Origin of the sequence: Algoriphagus persicinus (assembly GCF_035156415.1) — a bacterium.
GTDB lineage: Bacteria > Bacteroidota > Bacteroidia > Cytophagales > Cyclobacteriaceae > Algoriphagus > Algoriphagus persicinus.
The window spans coordinates 88,018-110,854 of the sequence record NZ_JAYEEY010000010.1 but is presented as its reverse complement, the minus strand read 5'-3'; the positions used below and the strand labels follow the sequence as shown (position 1 = coordinate 110,854).

The window sequence follows — 22,837 nt, the reverse complement described above, 5'->3', positions numbered from 1 at the left end:
TTTTGGAATCGAGCTTTCTAAATACCTAGTCTTTTGTTTAAGGAATGTTTAAACCCATAGACTTAATTTGATTTGATGAACCACAGCCTGCAGTTTTTCTCATTTACGAAATCAACCAACAAAAGAGTTGTATATACAACTCTTTTGTTGTATAATTATGTTATGGAATTTGAAAACCTTAAAAGCTTTGATCCCTCTGTATGCATTTCAGGGAAAATAATGAGGCTTAACCGTATTACTGCCAACGTGTTCCGAAAGTACTTGATGCCGTACAAAATCACTGATAGCCAATTAAGTATTCTATTTGTTCTAATCAAAAAAGGAGGGTTAACCCAAAAGCAATTATCAAACATAGTTCAACTTGAAAAATCATCTCTCAATAGAAATTTAAAGCGACTTTTTGATAAAAACTACCTATCCAGGATTGACTTTCCAACTATTCAAATAACACATCTAGGAAAATCGTTTGTTAATAGCATTGTACCTGAGTGGAGAAAGGCAATGGATGAAATAAGTGAATTGTTGGGAGACGATGGTAAAATGGCATTAGACCTTGTTCATAAAAGACTAATAAATTAAAATATGATGTTACAACTTGGATATATTGGACTTTCAATTTTGATGACAGCTATCCTAATCTTACTAGGGTTAAAAGCGATTAGCAAAACCTTTGGAGATAGATCAATAGTCAGAAAAAAGAGTGTTTTACTTATAGCATCCTTAATAGGCTGGCATTTATACGTGTTTATACTGGCATCAACCGACTTTATGCTTGACTTACGTTTTCCTCCCAAGTTTTTCATTTTCACAATTCTACCGACATTTGTATTTATAGGGATATTCTTGTTTAAAAACAGAAATAACTCTTGGGTACAGTGCATACCTCCTCATTGGTTATTTTTTTACCAGTCGTTTAGAATAGGTATCGAAGTACTATTTGTTTTTACCGTAGCCAAAGGAATATTGCATCCTAATGTTTCAATTGCTGGGTATAATTTTGATTTAATTTATGCTGTTACTGTGCTGGTTATTGGACTCCTTACCTTTAAACATTTTGATAAGCATAGGCACCTCATTATTTGGTGGAATTACCTTGGGTTAGTATTTATAGCAATCATTATATTCCTGTTTCAATCTACCATTTATATTCCCGAGATATATGGGGATATAGAACCTTTCCCTATTGAATTTTTAAAATACCCTTACATATTAGTACCTTCATTTTTAATGCCATCAGCTGTGTTTATGCATGTTTTATCACTTGTTCAGCTAAGAAAAATCTCCAAGTACAGCAGTAATAACCTATAAGCAGAGATGTCAACATAATTGAAAAAACTACTTAAGATTTCGGTCCCTATAATATTGTTTGTATTATGTTACTTTTGGTTCGAGCCCATTTTACTTCATAATTTTGGAAGGAAAAAACTGACTGATTTAAGTAATTTACAGCCAAAAATAAAACACAGCGATCCAATAAAAAAACAGGCAGATAAGATATTAAAGTCGGAATTTGATCATCTTAATACACCTTCATTATCTGTGTCTATTGGCATTGATGACGTACTTATTTGGTCGAATACCATAGGCTATTCAGATGTCGAAAACCTAATAAGCGCAGATTCATTAACTAAATTTAGGATTGGAAGTACTTCAAAAACGTTTACTTCCGTGGGACTGGGGGTTTTAATACAAGGAAAGGAACTTCAACCTCAATCCTTGGTTGAAGACTTTGTTCCATACGCTAGTAATGGATTATCAAAATTAACATTAGAACAATTAGCTTCCCATACTTCAGGAATTAGAAATTATGAAACGTGCCTATGTTTCCCAATCTGGGAATACTACTCCAATGATGAATACAACTCGATAGAAGAAAGTATTTCAGTTTTTAATAATGACAACTTGCTTTTTGAACCTGGGACTGATTTTGGCTATAGTACATACAACTATACTTTATTGAGTGGTATGATAGAAGGAGCCTCTGGACAAGATTTTGTGTCATTTATGCAAGAGAACGTATTCCACTCTTTACAAATGATTCAAACCCAAGCTGATAATAAGGGTGAAAATATCGAAAATACATCAAAATTTTATGAGCTAGAAAATGGTGAAATCAAAGAAGCATATGCTACTAACAGCAGCAATAAATGGGCTGGCGGAGGGTTTCTCTCAACCACAAATGATTTGGTGAAATTTGGAAATGCAGTAATAAATTACCGGCTATTGGACTCTACTACTACCCAATTATTGTTCAAACCAGTTACACTTATTAATGGAGAGGAGAATGAACAAAACTACGGATTAGGTTGGAGGAATGATGTTATTGAGAATATATTTGAAGATAGACGAAGCGTAAATACTATTCATCACGGGGGGACCGCAATGGGTTCTACTGCAATGTTGATTTTATTGCCTGAATACAATACAACTGTTGCCGTCACCATGAACAAAAATGGAAAGTCAGCGGACTTGCTTGATGTGGCATATAAAATAACGGAATTATTTATTACTTCAAAAAAGTAATTGCTACCAACGTATAGGGTATATACTTACTACTTGGTAAATTTGAAAATCAGTATATCAAATTATAAAAAATGAACTAAAATGAAAAAGGTGCTACTATATACAGTGTTTTTAATGTCAATCAATTTTGGAATGACACAGGCTCAAGATCTGCATATCTCACCATTGGAAACTGTAAACAAAAGAATGTATTTTTATAATGAACACAACTTTACAGACTTTATTGTACTCTATGCAGAAGATGTTAAAATTTATACTTATCCTGATAAACTAGTAGGAGTAGGCAAAGAAAATATAGCTTCGATTTTTAAGCCCAAGTTTGCGGCCAAATCGATACAGGTTGAAATTGTCAGTCAAATGAGCAATGGCAATCATGTTATCAATCATGAAATTGTAACGGAAGATGGCATTGAAACAAAATACGTTTCAATTTATGAAGTCATAAATGGATCTATAAAAAGTGTACGGTTTGTAAGAGATTATTGAAATCAAATGCCCTCTTCGGCGTATAGTTTTCGTGCGTAATCGTCAGTACAGATGTTACCGTATAGCTTAGGCACTTACCTAAACCCTGGCTAATCTCTAAAAGCATCCACCAGATTTTTTCTTTACGGTTTAGCTGATTACAGCAAACTATGCCTATATCGTTGCCAATTGCTTGACTTTAGGACTGTCTGTCCTGAGAATCGCGGTTGCCTTTGCGTTGCGAGGATTTTTTTCACGAAGTGTTTTAAGTTTAAGGCATTCATGAATGCTTCGCATTTTATCCGTTAGAATGACCCTCCATTTAGAGCTATTTTCTATATGCAAAGCACACCCAATGAGATTTCTTTGCACTCCTCTTAGGCGGAGCAGGTAGTGCTACGCCTGCCATGTAAGCCTGGTTGTTGGACATTTCTCTTCAGGCAGATGCTATTCCAGATTTAAGCTAAATGTATGATTAGCCCAAAAGTGTAGATTCCAGTAAATTGGCGACATTTTTTGTAGGAATTGGACTTAAAACAATGAATAGTGAGCATAACCATCTTGCTACATTTATTATATCTTTTTATGAGCTACCCAAAATTGAATATGAAGCCGTTTTGGGGAAACCGATTTTGGGAAAGGGTTATTTAGTAAATACGCTAGGGCTTGATGAGGAAATGTTCAACCGATATGTAAAATGACTAAAGGAAAAGGAGAGGAAGGGAGAAGATCAATAAATGGGTTTTGCTTTCTGAGACAATAATTGCCGCCTCTTACTGGAGTTATCCAAAGCCACCTTCTATAGGAAGGTGTGTTTTTTTAATTCCACACCAGACAGTCCTCCTTTTAGTATTCTGGATGAGATTTTTACCCGAACCAAAAAAAATTCTTTTTCCTAAAGGAGATTTAGGCCAAAAAAAGAGAATATTTAGCTGATTTTAAATCTAGCTGAGGTGAGGAATGGGGTTTGGATAAATTAGGTGTAATTCATATATGCATTGTTCGTAATCTGTCCCCCCTAATTTCTTTTGAAAGTACAAAAGATCCTGTGGGGCTTTTTTTGAAAGAAGTTAAACCCGCATTATGCATTAGCAAATCTACTACGGCTTCAAACCGCTTCAAAATCAGTCGCTATGCTTCACTTTTCGCTCTCACCGTAGCGGTGCTACGACTCGATCTCCAAAGTGACTGATTTTCTTGCAGTTTGAACCCTCGTTACGAATCCTAATGCATAGTCCGGGTTAAAAAGATATTGTATCTGGCTATGCGCAGTTCTCAGGTATTAGATCGACCTAGACTTCTGCAGACAGAATCGATCTGATTTTTTCAAAACCTTTTATTTAGGTGTTGGGCCTAAAATTTAGATTCTTTTTGGCTATTTCTATTTCTTAACCTAAGTCAACGATTACATCCCCCTTGTAATCAGAATTTTGCCCTCACAAAGTAAAATTTTATCCACGGCCTTAATTAATAAAATCAACTTTATGAAATCAAAAACAGCTCAGGCCTTAAAGAGGTCGAAAGAAGTAGGTGTCAGAAAGGTAATGGGTGGCGGGTAGCCCATATCATCTGGATATTCGGGAAGGAATTTGTGCGATTGATTTTGATCGCATTCCTAATTGCTGCGCCGATTGGCTGGTGGTTTATGAGCAATTGGCTCTAAGATTTTGAATGCAAAATCAATTTGGACATTTGCAATTGCGGTGACTTGCTCCTTGTTGGTCGCTGCCCTGACAGTAGGATATCAAGTCATCCGTGCAGCAGCAATGAATCCCGCCTTTAGCTTAAAGACGGAGTAATCAGCTTCTTTAGTCATTCGTATCCCTGACAAGCCCTTTACCTATGAAACTTTTGTTGCTTCGAAATACTTGAAAAGTACAGTCTTACAAATAGATTGTTCCCTTTATTGACGCTGCCCATAGAGGTATATAAAATATTCTTTATCAGGATAATTTCTTCGGAATTAATCCTTACAATTGAATTACCTGTCCATTTTTGTCACGAAAGTTTGCATACCTGACCTCTCCCTCACCATAAAATCGGTATTGGACTCCCACAATCCCGACTGGAGTATTTTTTGCAGTTAGTTCTAAGGCCACTGAGTCATTCACAAAAATCTCTGCCTTACCATTGCGAGAGATGATTTTCAGTTTGGTCCATTCTCTCAAATCAGCGCCAAAACCACTTAAATCTTCATACTTGGCTTCCAGATAATGTCCTAAATATGCCAGCCCCAAATCTCCGATGCAAGCGCTGTCTGCCAGAGGAATGATGATGATGTCATTTTTACATTGGATGAGTACCTCAACATAATGACAAATATTGTCTGATCCCTGATTAGGATTTCTGATTTCGGTCTCGAATTCATACGTATCATTCATCAATTCCCCCAGGTCTTGTTGGTTGAAAAAACGTATTTTTGGTGAGGAGGGCTTGGTTGCGATTTGGTGGTTTTGCAGTAAGTCTCCATCAACTTTTACACCTTCATTTGACTGAATCTCCTCCTTGGAAAAATAGATAGGCTTGTCTGGAGTTTCTACTAAGCCTAGCCAGCCATCGGTGCTGATTTGGAGACCTTGATTGCTGACGACCTGGTTGTTGATGATCAGCTTTGTGTTAAAAAAACCTGGGTAATAATAGATCGCCGAATGCTTTTTGCCCTTCTTGGGAACCAGGGTTTTTCGCCTAATATCCCAAGTCTGCACTATATACACTGAATCGCTTGGTGAGTTGGACGCATCATAGCTAAAGACCACAGAGTTCGGTACTCCTGTCGTCTTGATTTTGCTGAGAGAAAAGGAATACTCCGCTGGATTGACATCCGGCTCCATCACCCTTTGGAATCCAAAATATATGACGCTAATAAATAACACCCCGGCAAGACTCCAAGCCAGTCTGGTAGGCGGCACGAGTCTTCTTTTTGACTTAGTATTGGATGCTTCAGGCATTTCCAGGATGTCCTGACGAGGATAGTTTTGCTCAAAATCCCGCCAATCAACATAACCGACAAATTGTGAAAGTGTATTTAGCGTTTGGACAGCGGGCGTATGTGTATTTTTAACCTTGCCCCAGATGCGCTTTAGGGTGGTCACACTGAGCCGCACATGGATAGCTTCAAAAATCGCCTCACTCAATTGCTCAAAATCATACTGAGTCCAGTTTTCTGATTTCCCTCGGTTAAGCTTTTCTTCGATCGCTGCCAGAAGTGCCGGTATAGCCATGGTCATTTGGTTTGATTACAAATTAATGAATTTATGCCTTGGAACGATCTTGAATGAACTTGAAATGAATTTGAACACCCCTTATCCAGCATTTTTCTATCATTTGCAGGGTAAACTAACTGCAAATGAAAATGAAAAAACTATTATTTTGTCTCTTCCTGTTTTGCCAAACGGCAATGGCACAACAGCTTGAACTGACCCCGGATAAATGGCAATACAAGGAAGGGAAAGTAGCGTTTTCCGAAAGGAACGGTACCCGTTATATGCAGATCATGGCTGGTAATCAAGGAGCGGTGGTACTCAAAGAGGTTAAATTTTGGAATGGAACCATCGAGTTTGATTTTGAGCCTACAGGGACAATGTCCCTTGGCTCTTCGCCCACAGTGTACTTCCGGGCAGATTCCTTGGGAAATAATTCAGAAATATTTTATATACGGGCACGTCCTTCCAACCCGCAGGCAAATGATGCCATTCAATATGCCCCCATCCTTGCAGGCGTCAACATGTGGGATATGTATCCCCAATTCCAGGGCCCGGCATTTTTTGAAGCCAACAAATCAAACCACCTGAAAATATTGGTAAACGGTGCACAGATGAGAGTTTACGTGAACGACATGGATAAGCCTGCACTCCAGATTCCGAAACTGGAAGGCACAGGCAAAGGTACGATGATCGGTATCGATGGAGGGATGGTGGTGTCAAATTTCCAAGTGAAACCGGATCAGGTGGAAGATCTGCCAGCTATTCCTGGGCCGGACCTCACCGAGCACGATGCCAATTATATTAGACAATGGAGGTCAACCCTTCCAATCGACTTCGCACCGGGCAATGAGCCCCTTGCTTCCAATTTGCCGAAAAGCGAAGAATTCACCGAGATACTCTTGGCTGAAAATGCAGGACTAATCAATCTCACTAGAAAATTTGGCGCTAATGAATCCCGCAAACTACTCTTTCTAAAAGCCACAATCAGAAGCCAAGAAGCAACAAACCCCAGTATACAGCTTGGCTTCAGTGATGAGGTTTGGGTATTTGTAAATGGACAGTTAGCATTTCTGGACAAGAACCTGTACCTCCAGCCAGCCATGAGAAAGTACCCGGAGGGTAGGATTTCCATTCAAAACGCAAAATTCTCTCTGCCACTCAAGCAAGGGGAAAATGAGCTCATCATCGCAGTGGCCAATGACTTCTATGGTTGGGGTGTTATTGCAAGATTGGAAACAATGGTTGGTTTGGAAATCCTGAAATAAGCGGGTGTAAGTCTTAATCCCAGGCAGTTCGAAGTCTAAGGCTTTAAGCTGCCGGGGATTGAGTACTTGCCACACACCTAGGCATATTTGCACTTTGCTCAATTGGTTGGGAATCGGCACAAGCCTGAGCGTAGGCACTAACTTTGGAAGAAAGATGGTTTTAAACAATGGTGCCTTTTCCCAGTGTCTTTGTTAGAGGGGTAGTAATTTAATAGTTAGGTATCCTTATTCACCTTGCTGCTAATCAAGTGGATAAATTTATGGATTGCTTTTTCGCACTGTGATTTACAAACAGGAATTGATATATTTTTTTGACCGCTGTCGATCAATCCTGTCCGAAAATCACTGATTTAAATTTTTTAAACTTCCATTTCAAGCAAACTGGTGTAGTTTTTCCTTTCGGTATAGATTTGGGTGTATAAAATCCTTTGGTTCCTATCTCATAAACTCTTTTTGATAAAGATTATGTTTCAAAACTATCTCACTTCACTCTGGAGACATATTTCTAAAAACAAAGTTTTTACTTTTATCAATATTGCAGGGCTCGCCATCGGGATGTTGGCTTGTATTCTAATTACGCAATTTGTATTGCATGAATTGAGTTATGATAATTTCCTAGATAAAAAGGACAGGATTTTCAGGATACAGCAAGACCGATATGACAAAGGGGAACTCTCTACCCAATGGGCTGCCGGGGCTGCAGGTATTGGGCCAGACTTAAAGTCTAATTTTGCAGAGGTTAAAGCTTATACCCGACTGACCAACAGGGCATCTACGCTTTCCACTGGGGATACATTCTTCAAAGAGGAGCACTTGTATTTTGCATCAAAGGATTTCTTTTCTATTTTTTCTATAAAACTTGTCGAAGGAATTGATTCCATGGTTTTAAAGGAACCAAATAAGATGGTTCTTTCTCAATCCATGGCCAAAAAGTATTTTGGAAATGAGGATCCAATAGGCAAAACATTGAAGGCAAACGGAAACCTGGAATTTGAAATTTCTGGTGTTTTTGAAGATCTTCCGGTAAATACCCATATGAAAATTGATGTGTTGGGTTCATTTATCACGTTGGAGAAACTATCGAATGATCCTTTTTTGACTTGGAATTGGGATGGCTTTCTGACTTATATCCTTTTGGAGGAAAATACCGATGCAAAATCATTAGAAGCCAAATTCCCGGATTTTGTCCAGACCACACATGGTGAGGAGTTGAAAAAATACAATGCCGGAGTTGAATTTCACCTCCAACCAGTCGCTGACATTCATTTGGATTCAGATTACATCATGGAATTTAAACCAAATGGGAACCGGCAGTCGGTTAATTTTTTGTCTATCGTGGCTCTTTTGATTATGATCATTGCCTGGATCAATTACATCAATCTTTCTACTGCAAAATCTATCGAGCGCGCCCGCGAAGTGGGCATTCGCAAGGTGATGGGAGGGTATCGAGCCCAGCTTATCCAGCAGTTTTTGACAGAATCACTGTTTTTAAATTTTATAGCAGTAATTCTTGCTGCGGGCTTGGCCATTTTACTGACACCTTGGTTTAGCAGCCTCACCGGAAGAGAGCTCGGATATCAGCTATTTTTGCAACCCGCTTTTTGGTTGATTTTGCTTGGCCTGATAATTTTAGGCGCATTGATGTCAGGATTATATCCGGCATTTGTTCTTTCATCTTTCCGGCCGGTGGAGGTTTTGAAAGGAAAATTCAAAAATTCAGACTCTGGGGTTTGGTTGAGAAAAGGTATGGTGGTCACCCAGTTCATTGCTTCCATTACCCTGATGGTGGGGACTTTTACAGTCTATCAGCAGTTGAGTTTTATGCAGAATCAAGACTTGGGAGTCAATATTGAGCAAACAGTGGTCCTTCGGGCTCCAAGTGTAACTGACTCGACCTATAGACAAAAATATCAGGTTTTCAAGCAGAATATTTCAAGAAATACAGGAGTGATTTCTGTGACAGCCTCAACTTCAGTACCAGGTAGTCAACCTGGCTGGAATGCAGGTGGGATCCGAAGATTGAGCCAAGGTGAGGATGAACAAAACCAATATCGGGTCATCATGACCGATGGCTCGTTCAACGAAAATTTTGGGCTGGAGATGCTTTTCGGACGTGAATTTTCGGATGATGTCGCCAATGAACACAAGAATGTTCTACTAAACGAAACTGCCACCCGACTGATGGGTTTTGCCTTACCTGAAGAGGCGATCAATGATGAGATTTTCTTCTGGGGAGACACCTTCAACATTGTGGGAGTAATGAAAGATTACCATCAGGAATCTCTCAAGAAATCATTTGACGCCCTGATCTTTCGATATGATGAAGCACCAAATGGGTTTTATTCAGTCAAAGTAAATACCGGGGAAATCAAAGAACTCATCACAACTCTTGAATCAGATTGGCAGGGGGTTTTTCCAGGCAATCCTTTTGAATACTTCTTTCTGGATGAGCATTTTGATCAGCAATATAAGTCTGATCAACAATTTGGAACCATCTTCAGTATTTTCTCAGCACTGGCAATTTTTATAGCCAGCTTGGGCTTATTTGGCTTGTCTTCACTTACAGCCATCCAGCGCACAAAAGAGATAGGAATCCGCAAGGTAATGGGCGCCTCATTAGTTGGTTTGTTGCGGCTGATCAACAAAGATTTTATCATTCTGATCTTCATAGCTATTCTGTTTTCAGTCCCACTTTCTATATGGATTATGAATTCCTGGCTTCAGGATTTTGCCACCCGAATTCCTTTATCCTGGTGGATTTTTGCCATTCCGAGCTTTACTGTAGTGATTATCACTATTCTTACTGTCAGTGTCCATACCATCAAGGTTGCAATGATCAATCCAGTCAAATCACTGACGTATGAATGAGTTCCGCAACTTACTTCTCCCTCATAGATCACTGCACAAAAGTGATTATGATATTATTTAGAATTAGGTAAGAATTGTTTTGTTATATAGTCTTTAAAAATACTCTGTTTTTGCTAGAGTTTTGACTTAGAAAATCATTCAGGGGTAATCCGAAGCAGGGCATCCGGTGAGTTGGTCAATACATACAGTGCACCATCTAATCCAAATTTAACATCGCGCACTCGGCCCATTCCTTTCAAGATCACTTCTTGGCTGATTACTTCATCACCTTGGATGACGAGTCTTCGGATTTCCTGGTCTTTCAGTGAGGTGACCAAGAGTTGATTTTCCCATTTAGGAAACAGATTACTTTGGACAAATTCGGCTGCACAAACTGCAATGGAAGGATCCCAATAGGTGAGGGGCTGCTCCATTCCTTCCTTTTCACTCAATTCGGAGACCGGAGTTCCATCGTAATTCACCCCGTAAGTGATCAGCGGCCAACCATAATTCCCGGATTTCTTGAGCCGATTCACTTCGTCTCCACCCTTTGGGCCATGGTCTGTAAAATAAATTTCACCGGTTACCGGATGCTGAGCCAGTCCTTGTACATTTCGTGTTCCCCATGCATAGATTCCTTGAAGTGTGGCAACTTGTCCATAAAAAGGGTTGTCGCTTGGAATTCGTCCGTCAGGATAAATTCGGAAGATTTTCCCTTCGGCCCGGTGGGGTAGTTGTGGATTCATTCCGGATTGAATAGACTGCTGCATATCACCAATTGTGAAATACAGATACCCTTCTTTATCAAAAAGCAGTCTGCTTCCCCAACGCATTCCTCCACTAACCAAAATGGAATCCGGAGCTTCGAAAAGTGTTTTCTCTTCCTGCCACTGGTATTCTATTAATTTCCCCCGGACTACTTTGGTCATGGCTGGGGAAGTTTTGTCCACCGTGTTTTTTGGATTGTGGCTAAAGGCAAAATAGATCCATCCATTTTCAGAATAATTGGGATCCAAGGCCAAATCCATCATTCCACCAACCAAATCTGAACCATAGACAAACGGAAGCCCAGTGATTTTCTTGGTATCCAGTTTCCCATCCACTATCCAGTATAGTTCTCCCTTGTTTCCCGTGATCAATGCCCGTTTGGCATCGACAAACTCAATTCCCCAAGGAGTATCCATTCCTTCCGTTATCAGTTTCTCAATTTTTAGAGTGTAATTTTGTGTAGCTGCGGTGAGCAGGTTTTTGGAAGATTGAGTGGATGTAGGTGATTTTCTGGATTGAAGAATATATTCGGTTACTGCTTCGATGTCGGCAGGGTTTAACGAACTACTCCAGCTGATCATGGTGGTGCCAGCCACACCTTTGCTGATACTTTGGCTGATAGCCACGCTGTCGTTGCCTTGCTTTAGATTTTCAGCTAAAAGAGAAGAGCCTGCAGGCGTACCTTTCAATTCTGCTCCATGACAACCCATGCAATACATTTGATAGACTTTCTCTCCTTGTTGGGCAGATGCTGAAAGTGAAAAAAGGCTGATTGCAGTCAATAGTCCAAGGGTTTTCATAGGTGCAGATTATGGAATGAAATCGATACTTACCAGTTCGGATGCTCGGCTACTTAGAACAATCGGTATATATCAATAATTAGAGAATTGTTTTGGTATTTATTGGCTTTGCAATGAGGTTGTTCACCTATTAAATGTACTACCATTGCTTACCGCTACTTTTATCATCAAATAACTACTTTGGGCAAAAATCAAGGGCCCACGATATTTATTTGGTATGCTTTTGAAATTTAATATTAACAGTTTTCTTCCTAAATGCAGATGACTTTTTGGTTTTCAGCTAAAAAAACACTTTACACATAAGTGACAAGCGTTTAAAATCTCTTCACTGAAGAGATTTAGCGAAGGTCCTGTTCTGAGAGCGAAGATATTCGGGAAGCCAGCCTTGCGCGTTGGGAATCTTCGGATTTTTTACCCTTTATTGTAGATTCCTTTTAGTTATTTAGGTATTGAAATCGAAGATTGCAAGTGCTTGAAGGGGGAGTTGCTATTGTCTCCGGAAACTAGGCGTAATCCTTTCACCGCTGTTCGTGCGATCACGAATGGCGGTGAAAGGATTACTTATTATAGCTATTTAACCATATTCTTTCTAGTGTAAAACTTGAGTTATTTATTTACTCTTTCTTGCTTCCCGTTAGTTCAGAAACAAAGATGTTTTTTCTGATTTAGATAAATAAACTTGTCCTGGAATGCGTGGACTCAAAACCCTCACTTTTACTGGAATGTACAAGATTGCGGATACTCATTATTAGTAATTCAATCATCACTCAGTACTTTTTTAGCAAGAAATAAATCGATTAATTGTAAACTAATAATTTTTAAAAGTCAGATGGAAAAAGTTTGCGGAAATGCTGTTTGAATTTCAACATTCACATAAGATCCGGATTTATTTTTTGATAGCGTTTGGCATATTATTGACCATTGGCCATTTGAATGCACATGCCCAAACCGAAATTACTACAGTAAAAATCCAGGGGGACCCTGAGAGAAAAAAAGCCAAATACGTCCTGACAGGCAAAGTCACAGACAAACTAACCGGTGAATTGATTTCGGGTGCTGCAGTTCACGTAGATGGATTTTTTACTGGGATTAATACCGATAGTTATGGTATGTACCTGGCATATTTGGATTCTGGCAGACACCGGATAGTTTTTAGGGAGTTTGGGAAAAAGGCGCAGTATTTTATTGTAGAACTGTATGGAGATGGGATTGTGGATACAGAATTGGACAACCTTAGTTTTGAATTGGAGACTTTCATTGTCCGGGAAGAGGAAAAAGACAGGAATATAAAAAACCCAATCACCGGTATTGTTAAAATGAATATAGAGGACATTAATTTGATACCTGCATTGATGGGTGAACCTGATGTTTTCAATATCCTTCAGACTATACCTGGAGTCACTTCTGTAGGTGAAGGTTCGTCGGGATTGAATATAAGAGGTGGTCAGGCCGATCAGAATCTTATCCTGATGAATGAGGCTATTGTCCTTAGCAACAGTCATGCATTGGGTTTTCTTTCTGCTTTTAATGGTGATGTGGTCAGGAACTTTACCTTATATAAAGGTACTGTACCCAGTAATTTTGGTGGCAGGAGTGCCGCTGCACTGAATATAGAAATGCGAAAAGGTGATTTCGAAAAATGGGATTTTACAGGTTCACTTGGGACTGCTGTGAGCAAGATTTTAATTGAAGGCCCTATCCTGCCAGAAAAAACAAGCCTGATTGCCGGATTGCGGAAATCCAATTCAAATTGGATGTTGCAAAAGGTGGATGAACCGGATGTCAGAAACAGTAACATCAAATTTCATGATATTTACCTGGGACTTAACCACAAGTTCTCCCAAAAACATTCTCTTGATTTTTCATTGCTCAATACGGGAGACTATTTTTGATTTTCTGATGAGTTTGGATTTGAATGGAACAATTTTGTCACCTCTCTTACAAGCAATAACCTATTGTCGGAAAACTTTTCACTTGTTGGAATGGCTGCGTATGGTTCATTTAACAATGGGTTGTTTGAGCCTTCGGGAACCGACCCATCCATTATAAAAAACGGTCTGTATTATTATCAGGGAAAAATTACTGGATTGTTAACACTTGAAAACACCAATATCACTTTTGGAGGAGAAGCTATCCAATATCAGATGAGACCCGAAACTCTCATGCCCTTTACAGCTGAGTCAGGGATTTTTCAGGAAAAAGTAGAAAAACAAAGAGGATTGGAATTTGCGCCATTTGTTTCGATTGATTGGAACCCCACTGAAAGCTTTTCGATTTCAGGTGGGTTGAGGTACTCTCAGTATCTTCAGTTGGAACCTGATTCGGTTTATAGATATCAGGAAGGTTTGCCCCGGACAAGACTTACCATTTCAGGAATTGATGCACATGAGGAAGGTGCCATAGTCCAGTATGGTGGATTCGAGCCCCGAGCCTCTATGAGATGGACATTCAATGAAGTGAATTCTATCAAAGCTGGCTATTCCAGCATGTTCCAATATCTACAGACTATTTCCAATGCCACTGGCCCAACACCTATTGATTTATGGCAATTGAGTACCACTTACATTCAACCACAGAAATCCCATAATTTATCGTTAGGTTATTTCAGAAATTTCAAAGAAAATGAATGGTCTACTTCATTTGAAGGGTTTTACCGAACTACCGAAAACCAGTTAGAATATAGGGATTTTGCTGATTTGTTCCTTAACCCACATCTTGAAACAGAAGTGGTCCAGGGCCAAGGACTTGCATATGGCGCCGAATTGCTTATCCGAAGAAACAGTGGAGGAATTACAGGTTGGTTAGCATATACATATAGCCGTTCACTAATCAGAACAACCTCTGAATTTAGTGCAATTCAGGTCAACCGAGGCAATTGGTTTCCAGCGAATTTTGATAGACCCCACATTGTTTCGCTGGTGACAAACTTCCATTTGGGAAAAGGAAGGAATTTCAATTTCAATTTCAATTTTTCAACTGGAAGGCCTGTCACTTCACCTTCAACTAACTATCTGATCGGTAGGGTTTTAATACCTGATTACAGTGACAGAAACCAATTTAGAATACCAAATTATTTTAGAATTGACCTCTCATATCTTGCAAAAGGATTTGTAAGAGATTGGAATGATAATATCAACCTCAGTGTGTATAACTTATTGGGAAGAAGAAATGCCTATTCGGTGTTTTTTCAAAGAGAAGAGAATTCGCCCCGGTTAAGACCTTACCAAGTTTCTATTTTGGGTTCGGCTTTTCCTTCGATTACCTACAGCGTAACATTTAATAAATGAAGAAATTTTTAAATATATTCCATTTCAGTTACTTACTAAATCTCGCATGGATTTTTTTGATATCCTCATGTATCGACAGACTGGATTTTATAGGTGATACTAAAGAAGGTCAAATAATCATCTATGGATTGCTGTCAGCAGGGGAAAACATCCATACAGTAAATGTAGGGTTAAGCAGAAGTTCTGGCTTTACACAGAGTGCCATACCCAATGCCGAAGTTAATTTATTGGGTCAAGAAGGAGGTACTTTTAGATATACTTCTCTCGGCAATGGAAATTATGAACTACATAATTTTGATCCAATTGAAGGACAAAGCTATTCACTTGAAGTTATGGTCGGTGAAAAAGTATATAGATCAACATTTCAAGAGATCCCAAATTCAAATGGAGTTGATAGCTTAAGTTACGATATCGCCTATGAACCGTTTACGACTACATTCCGAGAACATGTATTCAAGGTGTACACTAAAACCAGACTTCCCCAGAATAATGAACCTGTTTATTTAAGATGGATTGTAGAAGAGACAGCATATTGGGAATTGGTATGGATATATGCTCCAGGAATCCCTCCTCCATTACCTCCTCCATGTTTTATTTTTGATATCATGGAACCTGCAAAAGTCAACATTTTTGACGGATCATCCAGCAAAACACAAACCTTTGATCAGCTATTGGCTACAAGAAAAATTGACAATTCATTCTTGTTCCCAATGTTTATCAGCGTCAAACAATTGAGCATAAATCGGGATGCTTATGAATATTGGGAAAAAATTAAAACCGTGATTGAAAATCAGGGCTCCTTATTTGATATTCCGCCTGCTCCCATCATTGGAAATATTAAAAATACAAATGATCCCAATGAGAAGGTTTTGGGATTTTTCGAAGTTGCCAAATCCCAAGTCACCCGATTTTATGTGACTTCTGTAATATCACCTGTTTATTTGCACCCACCTTGTTTGTTTGTTTTGGGAAAGCCCAGATTAGATTATCCAGCAGAATGTTTGACATGTGAAGATAGGGCCTTGGGGAAAAAGTTCGTTTCGATAAGACCTGATTGGTGGGTCTATGATTGAGCTGACATCACTGACCTAATAGTGACAACTTTGAAAAATCTTTATAGCAGTCGTAATACAGGTAGGTTAGCCTATCCCCGGTGTAGGTTAGATCCGAGCTCAGTTTCATAGAGAAGCAACCGGCTTGAGTTGCTGCCAATAGTTCCTAAGGATTGGTGCCAATTCCTTCCGCAAATCGGCTGTTAAATGAATACTGGGTTTTGTTCAGGACGGAACTCTGTGTAGTGAAGTGTCCGCTTCCATCTTTGATGCTTTTTCCTGAATTCTTCAGAAGTCTCTTGGCTTCTAAGAGAATTCTGTTTTTGATGATTTCCTCGGGATTTTCCAGATTCAATTTCTTGAATTTATTGGACTGGGCCGTGTGGGAAAGGTTCAACAGGTTTGCATAATCAGCTACACTGTGTTTTTCCAGAAATTCAAAACAGAATTAGGGTCTTAAATATGTCTTGTCCTCATAAATCCCAAGAATACCTAAATCTGGATAAACTCGATTTCCTACCGGAAATACTAATCGTGGGCACCTTTAACCCAACATGGCCTGAAGGAAATTATGCGGAATGGTTTTATGGCAGAGTCAGAAATAATTACTTCTAGGATGTATTGCCTAGGATGTTTGATTCAGAACTGAGTTTAAAACGGAAAGGTATTCATGCCAGAGTGTGGAAACTGTTTTGCAAGCAACACAGGATTGCCCTGTCAGATTTGATTTACAGCATAGAGGAGGCAGATAGCCAGAATCCTGCTCATCGGGAAGCGTTAAAATCCTACAGTGATGCCTCCATTTGTAGGGACTTTTCAGAAATCACTTTTACAGACATCGAGGAAATCATACAACGTTTTCCGACTATCAAACAGGTTTACCTTTCTACCCAGGCTACAATCGAGGTGTTCAATACGAGGTGGATCGAAATAGAAAATTTTGGTCTGGAAAATGGGGTTGAGGTAAAGTGGCTACTTACTCCATCTGCCAGTGCCAGATTTCAAATGGGAACCTATAAATCCGACAATCCTCTGGATAAAACTCCTCTTCGGAATTTCATTGGTTTCAAAAATAGTTTAAACTATGCATTTTAGTGCATTTCGCTTTAGCTTCTAAAAACGGTTACTTTTGAGGTATGTCAGAACAACCGAGCAATGGACATACAGTTGCTTGGCTTACAGTCCATATAGTTTGGTGCACGAAGTATAGATATTCGGTTCTCAAAGGTGACATTAAAATGCGTTGTCGAACGCTCTTGATCCAAATTTGCGAGTCAGAGGACGTGAGAATCCTGAAGGGGGTTGTATCGAAAGATCATATTCACATGCATATTGACAATCGACCGTCGCAAAGTTTGAGAAGTCTAGTGAAAAGGCTAAAAGGTCGCAGCTCTCGAAAGCTTCAGCAGGAATTTCCTGAATTGAAGAAAAGGTATTGGGGTCGTCACTTTTGGGCCATAGGTTATGGATGTTGGAGTACAGGAAATATAACGGATGAGATGGTCAACGAATATCTTGAGCATCATAGACGGCCAAAAGATGACAACAACGACAATTTTATAATAGAGTGATGAGGTCCAAGACGACTTCTAGTCGCTACCTTAACCTATGGACTTGAAGTCCATAGTGATTTAGTTTCTTTGTGCAAATCGTGTGCAAATGAAAAAGACACCTACGAATTATTTATCGTAAGTGTCTGATTATTAAGTGGGCCCAGCTGGAATCGAACCAGCCACCTACTGATTATGAGTCAGTTGCTCTAACCGAATGAGCTATAGGCCCTTTACTATTAAAACCTTTAGTTTTGGCTTGTATTCGCCTTAAACCTTGGTTTTGGGAGTGCAATGTTACATATTTGAATGCAAATACACAACCAATATTTCGAATGAAAAATGCTCCCGATGCAGACTTTTTGATTTTTGATTTAGGAAATGTCATTATTGATATTGATTACCACAAAGCAATGCAACGCATCAAACAAGAAGTTTCAGCTGAGTTACATGATCAGGTAAATGCTTTTTATCTTACTGATTTTCACAAGGATTATGAAGTCGGAAGAATCAATTCAGACCAGTTTAGAGAAGAGGTAAGAGGCTATTTTCAGCAGGACTGGAATGACGATAAAGTAGATGAATTATGGAATGATTTGTTGCTAAAAATTCCTGAAGAAAGACTGGAATTAATTTCAAAATTGAGAGAAAAATTTCAAGTAGGTGTATTGAGCAATACAAATCCCATACATATCCTAGGTGTAAACAGAATTTTGAAGAATGATCATAACCTGGAAAATTTCGATCCGATTTTTGATTGGGTGTTTTTGAGTCATGAAATGGGACTTGCTAAGCCTTCACCAGAAATCTATGAGAAAATGCTTGTTGACCTTGGGACTTCAGGAGACCGGGTGGTATTTTTTGATGATCTACTTGCCAATGTGGAAGGAGCTAAAGAAGTAGGAATTCAGGCGGTGCATGTAACGGGGCCTGAAGTAATTTTCGATTTTTTTAAGAATGTATAGCAACAAAGAATACCTCCGTCATGGAATTCTGTTTCTGGTTACTTTGATCTCTACCACACTGGCTGGTGCAGAGTGGGTTTACGGAAAATCAGTACTCGGAGAGGGAGATAGCCTGCTCACCTGGGAGTATTTCTGGAGATCCATGGCCTTCTCTATTCCTTTTATAGGGATTTTACTCATTCACGAGCTAGGGCATTTTTTCACGGCTATTTATCATAAGGTCAAGTGTACCCTGCCATTTTTCATTCCCGGCTGGTTGGGTTTTATCGGTATTCCAACTATCGGAACCTTTGGAGCGGTGATCCAAATGAAAGGGTTTGTCAACAGTCGAAAGAAATTCTTTGATATCGGTGTGGCTGGACCTTTGGCAGGATTTGTTCTGGCTCTCGTTGTACTAGTTTATGGATTTACTACCCTGCCTGAATCAGATTATATTTATTCCGTTCATCCAGAGTATGCTGATTCTGATTTTCAAGGATATGAGGAAGGAGCACTGGACTTTGAACTTGGAAATAACTTGCTTTTCTGGGGGTTGGGGGAAGTTTTTGCAGATCCTGACCGATTGCCGGCCATGTCGGAGGTGATCCATTACCCTTATTTATTTGCAGGATTTTTAGCGCTGTTTTTCACGGCTTTAAACCTGCTGCCTATTGGTCAGTTGGATGGTGGACATGTTGTTTTTGGGCTTTTCCCAAAGCGCCACAAGGAGATCTCACTGGTTGCCTATGTCTTGTTTATTGCCTATGCGGGCATGGGTATGATCAGTCCTTACTCGCCTGTGAAAGATCTGATGCTATGGATTCCTTTGTATGTAGGGTTTCTATTTATTTGCTTCAGCAGGTCTGGACTCAGTTTGCAGAATAGAATCTCACTTACTCTCACCATAGCTGCATTGCAATATGCTTTGGCTTATATGATTCCTGATATTCAGGGCTACCAAGGCTGGCTGTTTTATTGTTTTCTACTTGGCAGAATAATGGGACTAAGGCATCCTGAAGTATCTGGGTTTAAAGAATTAGATGGGAAAAGGAAAGTTTTGGGAATAATAGCCATTGTGGTTTTTATTCTTTGCTTTTCTCCAAAGCCGTTTATTTTCACATAAAAAAAAACTCCCCGAAGGGAGTGCGTGTCAAAGATTTCTGTAAGCTAAAATTCCTCCGATAGTATTTCGGACTTTGGAAAAGCCTTTGGACTCTAGGAATTTTTTAGCATTCATGCTTCTAGCTCCAGAGCGACAATGGACGATGATTTCGTTGTCTTTGTACGCTTCTATTTCATCGAGTCTAGTTGGCAAATCTGCCAATGGGATATTTATTGCTCCCAAGTTGTCATCGTCGTATTCCCATTCTTCACGAACGTCTAGAAACACGAATTTTTCTTTTTTATCCAATCTGGATTTCAGGTCTTCTACAGTTATATCTTCCATATTCTTATTTAACTAAAATTCTATACGATTGCATGCCATCCTCGGTAGTCAAATTTATTACATACAATCCGGGACGCTGTCCGATAAAATTAACAATTTCTCCCTTGGATGAAAGTTGACGCTCAAGAAAAAACTCTCTTCCGAAAGAATCAAACACGCTTGCTTCGCTAAATCTTCCTTCCAGATACAAAAGCGTTTCTACAGGATTTGGATAAATCCGAATACTTTGTTCTGGAGCTGCAGCAACATTAAATGGCGCTACCATACTGATATGCGGTCTGATCATCAGAGACCCGTGCACTTCAGTATTTTGAGCCCATGCGCCCACTACGTTGTAAAATAGCTTGTCTCCACTGTCATTAACCTTATCTAGTCCTACATGGATGAAGTCATTGGTAAATTGGGTAAATCCAATGTAAAAATCGCCATCAACTCGTATGTTGGTGTCTAGAGAATAGTAAAGAAACTCTTTTCCGGCTTCCTTCACCGCTATGAGATCTTCTCTGGTGAAAATAGGATCCTCGTCAAGGTCTTTCCATACATTAATATCTACCGCCTGATTGGCCTGCATAGGGTTGGTGAAATTGATCGAAATACCTTTGAGGTAAACTTCCTCAGGCGTATTGTATTGCACTGCTAGTTGCCCTGACCGTTGATTGATTCCGGCAGCATAATCAGCAGAACCATTATCGTAGGCAAAATAGTCCAAGAGTGGAAGCGATGTTTTCACCGTATCGTTGAGTTCATAATTTACGCTGGCAAAATAGGTAGTGTCACCGGATACCACTTCGTAAAGTAATCCATCTCCTGAGGTAATGGAAGAAATTATCTCCAAGCTGGTTTCATTCTTGGGCACAGGTATTTCTTCAATTTTCCTACTTTCAAACACTCTACGCTCCAGGGCATTGGGTACTGGGTTGAAAGGTGTATTGAGATTGACAGGAGAGGGGATCATCGTCGAAGAATCATTGATCACAATGGAATATTCCATGGCTCGAAAGCGATTTTCCAAATTGTAGAATTCATTCACTACGGTACTCCAAAGTCCTTTTTGATGGCCTTCTAGTAGCACAAAGGGATATGCTCCGTAATCTCCGATTCTAAGTTCATTTGTTCGAGTGAGACTTCTGTCCCTGTAGGCTAGATCGGAGGTTGATCGGCCATCATTGAGGTAAATGTAGTCCAGCAGCCAGCTGTCAAATGGACCCGATTGTCTGCCTTCGGCGAAGAATCGGAACTGGAAAGCGGCATGTTGCCAAGCAGGCAGTATTTGTATGATTTCTTGAGTGAAAACTTCGGTATCAAGACCAACGCCACCAAGTTGTGACCAGATCGTCATCCAGCTTCCTTCTGAAGTCAGAACCTGCAAAGTCAACTGATCACTTTCATCAGGCAGCTCGGCTCTACCGGCGGCTTGCCAAAAGAAGCTTAAATACAAACTTTCACTGTCTGAAGTACTTAAGGAGCTCAAGTCAAATGGCTTAGAGGTTAGGTAGTCAGTGTCACCCTGATCACGCTGGGATAAAGAATAAGGGACGCCATTTGCATCTACGCCATCTAATAGTATCATGCCAATGGATGAGGCGTTCAATCCTATGGTTGCAGTGTAAGAAGCCCCTTCAGCAGTCCATTTCAACGTGTCTATGCCTTGGGAGAAATCATCCCAAAAAGGGAGACTATTGCCTTGGGAAATTCTCGAATTTACTTCAGAAAGTGTATGGCTTTTGATTTTGAAATGTTGTATAGGTGCAAACTCCACCACTTGGCCATGAGCCATAGTCGAGATAAATAGTGCTATAAACAGCCCTACCATTCGAAGAATATGGAGAGTTTTGAGCATGTAGCTTATAAATTATCCTTAGCAATCCAAAGATCGATCAATTCACCGGTTTTCACTTGGGTACTAGCTGGAGGAGTCTGTCTCAATACTTTTCCTGCACCCACCGAATCAGTATCAAGGTAATATTTATTGCCTACTCGAAGGCTTGAACCCAAAATCAAGAATTCTGCATCCACTTCGTCCATACCTTTCAAATTAGGAACTGCAAGAATTTGATTTCCTAAGCCGTCGCCTACCACAAGGTCTATTCTTGCTCCTTTGGGGATTTCGAATCCTTCTGACACGTTGACACCCCGGTATTTTTGCTCCAATACCACATTGATCCCAATATCCGGTACATACACGATATCACCTCTCTCTAGTCCCATATTGGCCAAAATCTCCTGCACATTCTTGAGAGGAGTATTGACCAAATTGGGCATTTTCAGCATTGGAGGATTTCGTGCATTCAACGTAAGGTAAATAGTTTTCCCACTTTTCACCTGCGAGTTTGCTTCCGGAATCTGTTTCAAAATAGCAAAGGTCTTGAGATCGGTATTGAATCCTGAGTCTAGCGAAACGTTATATTGAAGTCCGGCACGATCTAGAATATCGACACCCTCATCGAAGGTGTAGCCGGATAGATCAGGGACTGAGACGGACTCCCCGTGATTGGTGTACATGGGAAGGTACATTTTCAAAAAAAGGAAGCCCAGCAAAACTGAAATTCCTATAATTACTAGGAGGTTAATTAATATCTTTTTCAAAAGGGATATGGAATGAAATACCTGAGAAATTTTAAAAGTTAAAGATAAGCTGGAAATTCAATCCTTACAACGAAGAATTCCTCTAAAACTGGTGAAATCC

The 22,837-nt window shown here is 39.7% G+C and carries 18 protein-coding genes, 1 tRNA gene and 1 pseudogene; 13 read left to right on the top strand and 7 right to left on the bottom strand.

What is annotated here, in order from left to right:
- Positions 1-75 precede the first annotated feature (75 nt).
- The 4 genes from U3A58_RS09730 (at position 76) to U3A58_RS09715 (ending at position 3,009) form a co-directional block, all read left to right on the top strand.
- Positions 76-579: a MarR family winged helix-turn-helix transcriptional regulator gene (locus U3A58_RS09730; protein WP_323823228.1), complete on the top strand. Its 504-nt coding sequence runs from the start codon at positions 76-78 to the stop codon at positions 577-579.
- 3 nt (positions 580-582) lie between these two features.
- Positions 583-1,308, top strand: coding sequence for a hypothetical protein (locus tag U3A58_RS09725; protein ID WP_323823227.1), 726 nt, complete (start codon positions 583-585; stop codon positions 1,306-1,308).
- Between the two features lie 18 nt (positions 1,309-1,326).
- Entirely contained in the window at positions 1,327-2,523 is a 1,197-nt protein-coding gene (locus tag U3A58_RS09720) for a serine hydrolase domain-containing protein (protein WP_323823226.1), read from the top strand.
- Positions 2,524-2,604: 81 nt separating this feature from the next.
- A complete protein-coding gene (locus tag U3A58_RS09715; RefSeq protein WP_323823225.1) occupies positions 2,605-3,009 on the top strand; it encodes a nuclear transport factor 2 family protein in 405 nt (134 codons plus the stop codon).
- Positions 3,010-4,958: 1,949 nt separating this feature from the next.
- Here U3A58_RS09715 and U3A58_RS09710 read toward each other — a convergent pair.
- On the bottom strand, positions 4,959-6,209 hold the full coding sequence (locus U3A58_RS09710; protein WP_323823224.1) for a hypothetical protein: 1,251 nt from the start codon (positions 6,207-6,209) through the stop codon (positions 4,959-4,961).
- Between the two features lie 131 nt (positions 6,210-6,340).
- Here U3A58_RS09710 and U3A58_RS09705 point away from each other — a divergent pair, with 131 nt between their 5' ends.
- On the top strand, positions 6,341-7,456 hold the full coding sequence (locus U3A58_RS09705; protein ID WP_323823223.1) for a hypothetical protein: 1,116 nt from the start codon (positions 6,341-6,343) through the stop codon (positions 7,454-7,456).
- 465 nt (positions 7,457-7,921) lie between these two features.
- Positions 7,922-10,324 carry an ABC transporter permease gene (locus U3A58_RS09700; protein WP_323823222.1) on the top strand — a complete coding sequence of 801 codons (2,403 nt, stop codon included), beginning with the start codon at positions 7,922-7,924 and terminating at the stop codon, positions 10,322-10,324.
- 134 nt (positions 10,325-10,458) lie between these two features.
- Here the strand turns inward: U3A58_RS09700 and U3A58_RS09695 are convergent, their stop codons facing one another.
- The gene (locus tag U3A58_RS09695) at positions 10,459-11,871 is read right to left on the bottom strand and encodes a PQQ-dependent sugar dehydrogenase (protein WP_323823221.1); all 1,413 of its coding nucleotides are present in this window, start codon (positions 11,869-11,871) and stop codon (positions 10,459-10,461) included.
- A gap of 848 nt (positions 11,872-12,719) precedes the next feature.
- Here U3A58_RS09695 and U3A58_RS09690 point away from each other — a divergent pair.
- The 3 genes from U3A58_RS09690 to U3A58_RS09680 all read left to right on the top strand — a co-directional run bounded on the left by U3A58_RS09690 (position 12,720) and on the right by U3A58_RS09680 (position 16,231).
- Positions 12,720-13,763 (top strand): TonB-dependent receptor, encoded by a 1,044-nt coding sequence (locus tag U3A58_RS09690; RefSeq protein ID WP_323823220.1) that lies wholly within the window; start codon positions 12,720-12,722, stop codon positions 13,761-13,763.
- A gap of 63 nt (positions 13,764-13,826) precedes the next feature.
- On the top strand, positions 13,827-15,158 hold the full coding sequence (locus U3A58_RS09685) for a TonB-dependent receptor plug domain-containing protein (protein ID WP_323823219.1): 1,332 nt from the start codon (positions 13,827-13,829) through the stop codon (positions 15,156-15,158).
- Positions 15,155-16,231 carry a DUF4249 domain-containing protein gene (locus U3A58_RS09680; RefSeq protein WP_323823218.1) on the top strand — a complete coding sequence of 359 codons (1,077 nt, stop codon included), beginning with the start codon at positions 15,155-15,157 and terminating at the stop codon, positions 16,229-16,231. Before U3A58_RS09685 ends, U3A58_RS09680 begins: the two co-directional genes overlap by 4 nt.
- 76 nt (positions 16,232-16,307) lie before the next feature.
- Here the strand turns inward: U3A58_RS09680 and U3A58_RS21820 are convergent.
- Positions 16,308-16,502 (bottom strand): annotated as a pseudogene (locus U3A58_RS21820) (OsmC family protein); the annotation flags it as partial.
- Positions 16,503-16,933: 431 nt separating this feature from the next.
- Between U3A58_RS21820 and U3A58_RS09670 the strand changes: the two are divergent.
- Together U3A58_RS09670 and tnpA are read left to right on the top strand one after the other, a co-directional pair.
- The gene (locus U3A58_RS09670; RefSeq protein WP_323823217.1) at positions 16,934-17,305 is read left to right on the top strand and encodes a hypothetical protein; all 372 of its coding nucleotides are present in this window, start codon (positions 16,934-16,936) and stop codon (positions 17,303-17,305) included.
- Positions 17,306-17,346: 41 nt separating this feature from the next.
- A complete protein-coding gene (gene tnpA / locus U3A58_RS09665) occupies positions 17,347-17,781 on the top strand; it encodes an IS200/IS605 family transposase (RefSeq protein WP_323823216.1) in 435 nt (144 codons plus the stop codon).
- A 137-nt stretch (positions 17,782-17,918) separates the two neighbouring features.
- Here the strand turns inward: tnpA and U3A58_RS09660 are convergent.
- Positions 17,919-17,992: transfer RNA gene (locus U3A58_RS09660), tRNA-Ile, on the bottom strand.
- A 103-nt stretch (positions 17,993-18,095) separates the two neighbouring features.
- On the opposite strand from U3A58_RS09660, the gene U3A58_RS09655 reads away from it, so the two are divergent.
- Complete coding sequence (locus U3A58_RS09655) at positions 18,096-18,725, top strand: HAD family hydrolase (protein WP_323823215.1); 630 nt, start codon at positions 18,096-18,098, stop codon at positions 18,723-18,725.
- A complete protein-coding gene (locus U3A58_RS09650; protein ID WP_323823214.1) occupies positions 18,718-19,827 on the top strand; it encodes a site-2 protease family protein in 1,110 nt (369 codons plus the stop codon). The genes U3A58_RS09655 and U3A58_RS09650 overlap by 8 nt, the downstream gene beginning before the upstream one ends.
- Before the next feature lie 27 nt (positions 19,828-19,854).
- On the opposite strand, the gene U3A58_RS09645 is transcribed toward U3A58_RS09650, so the two are convergent.
- From U3A58_RS09645 to U3A58_RS09635, 3 genes are read right to left on the bottom strand one after another with little or no spacing between them, the layout of a single operon-like run.
- Positions 19,855-20,151: a rhodanese-like domain-containing protein gene (locus U3A58_RS09645; RefSeq protein ID WP_323823213.1), complete on the bottom strand. Its 297-nt coding sequence runs from the start codon at positions 20,149-20,151 to the stop codon at positions 19,855-19,857.
- Positions 20,152-20,155: 4 nt separating this feature from the next.
- Positions 20,156-21,991 carry a T9SS type A sorting domain-containing protein gene (locus U3A58_RS09640; RefSeq protein ID WP_323823212.1) on the bottom strand — a complete coding sequence of 612 codons (1,836 nt, stop codon included), beginning with the start codon at positions 21,989-21,991 and terminating at the stop codon, positions 20,156-20,158.
- A 5-nt stretch (positions 21,992-21,996) separates the two neighbouring features.
- On the bottom strand, positions 21,997-22,737 hold the full coding sequence (locus U3A58_RS09635) for a PASTA domain-containing protein (RefSeq protein WP_323823211.1): 741 nt from the start codon (positions 22,735-22,737) through the stop codon (positions 21,997-21,999).
- Positions 22,738-22,837 lie beyond the last annotated feature (100 nt).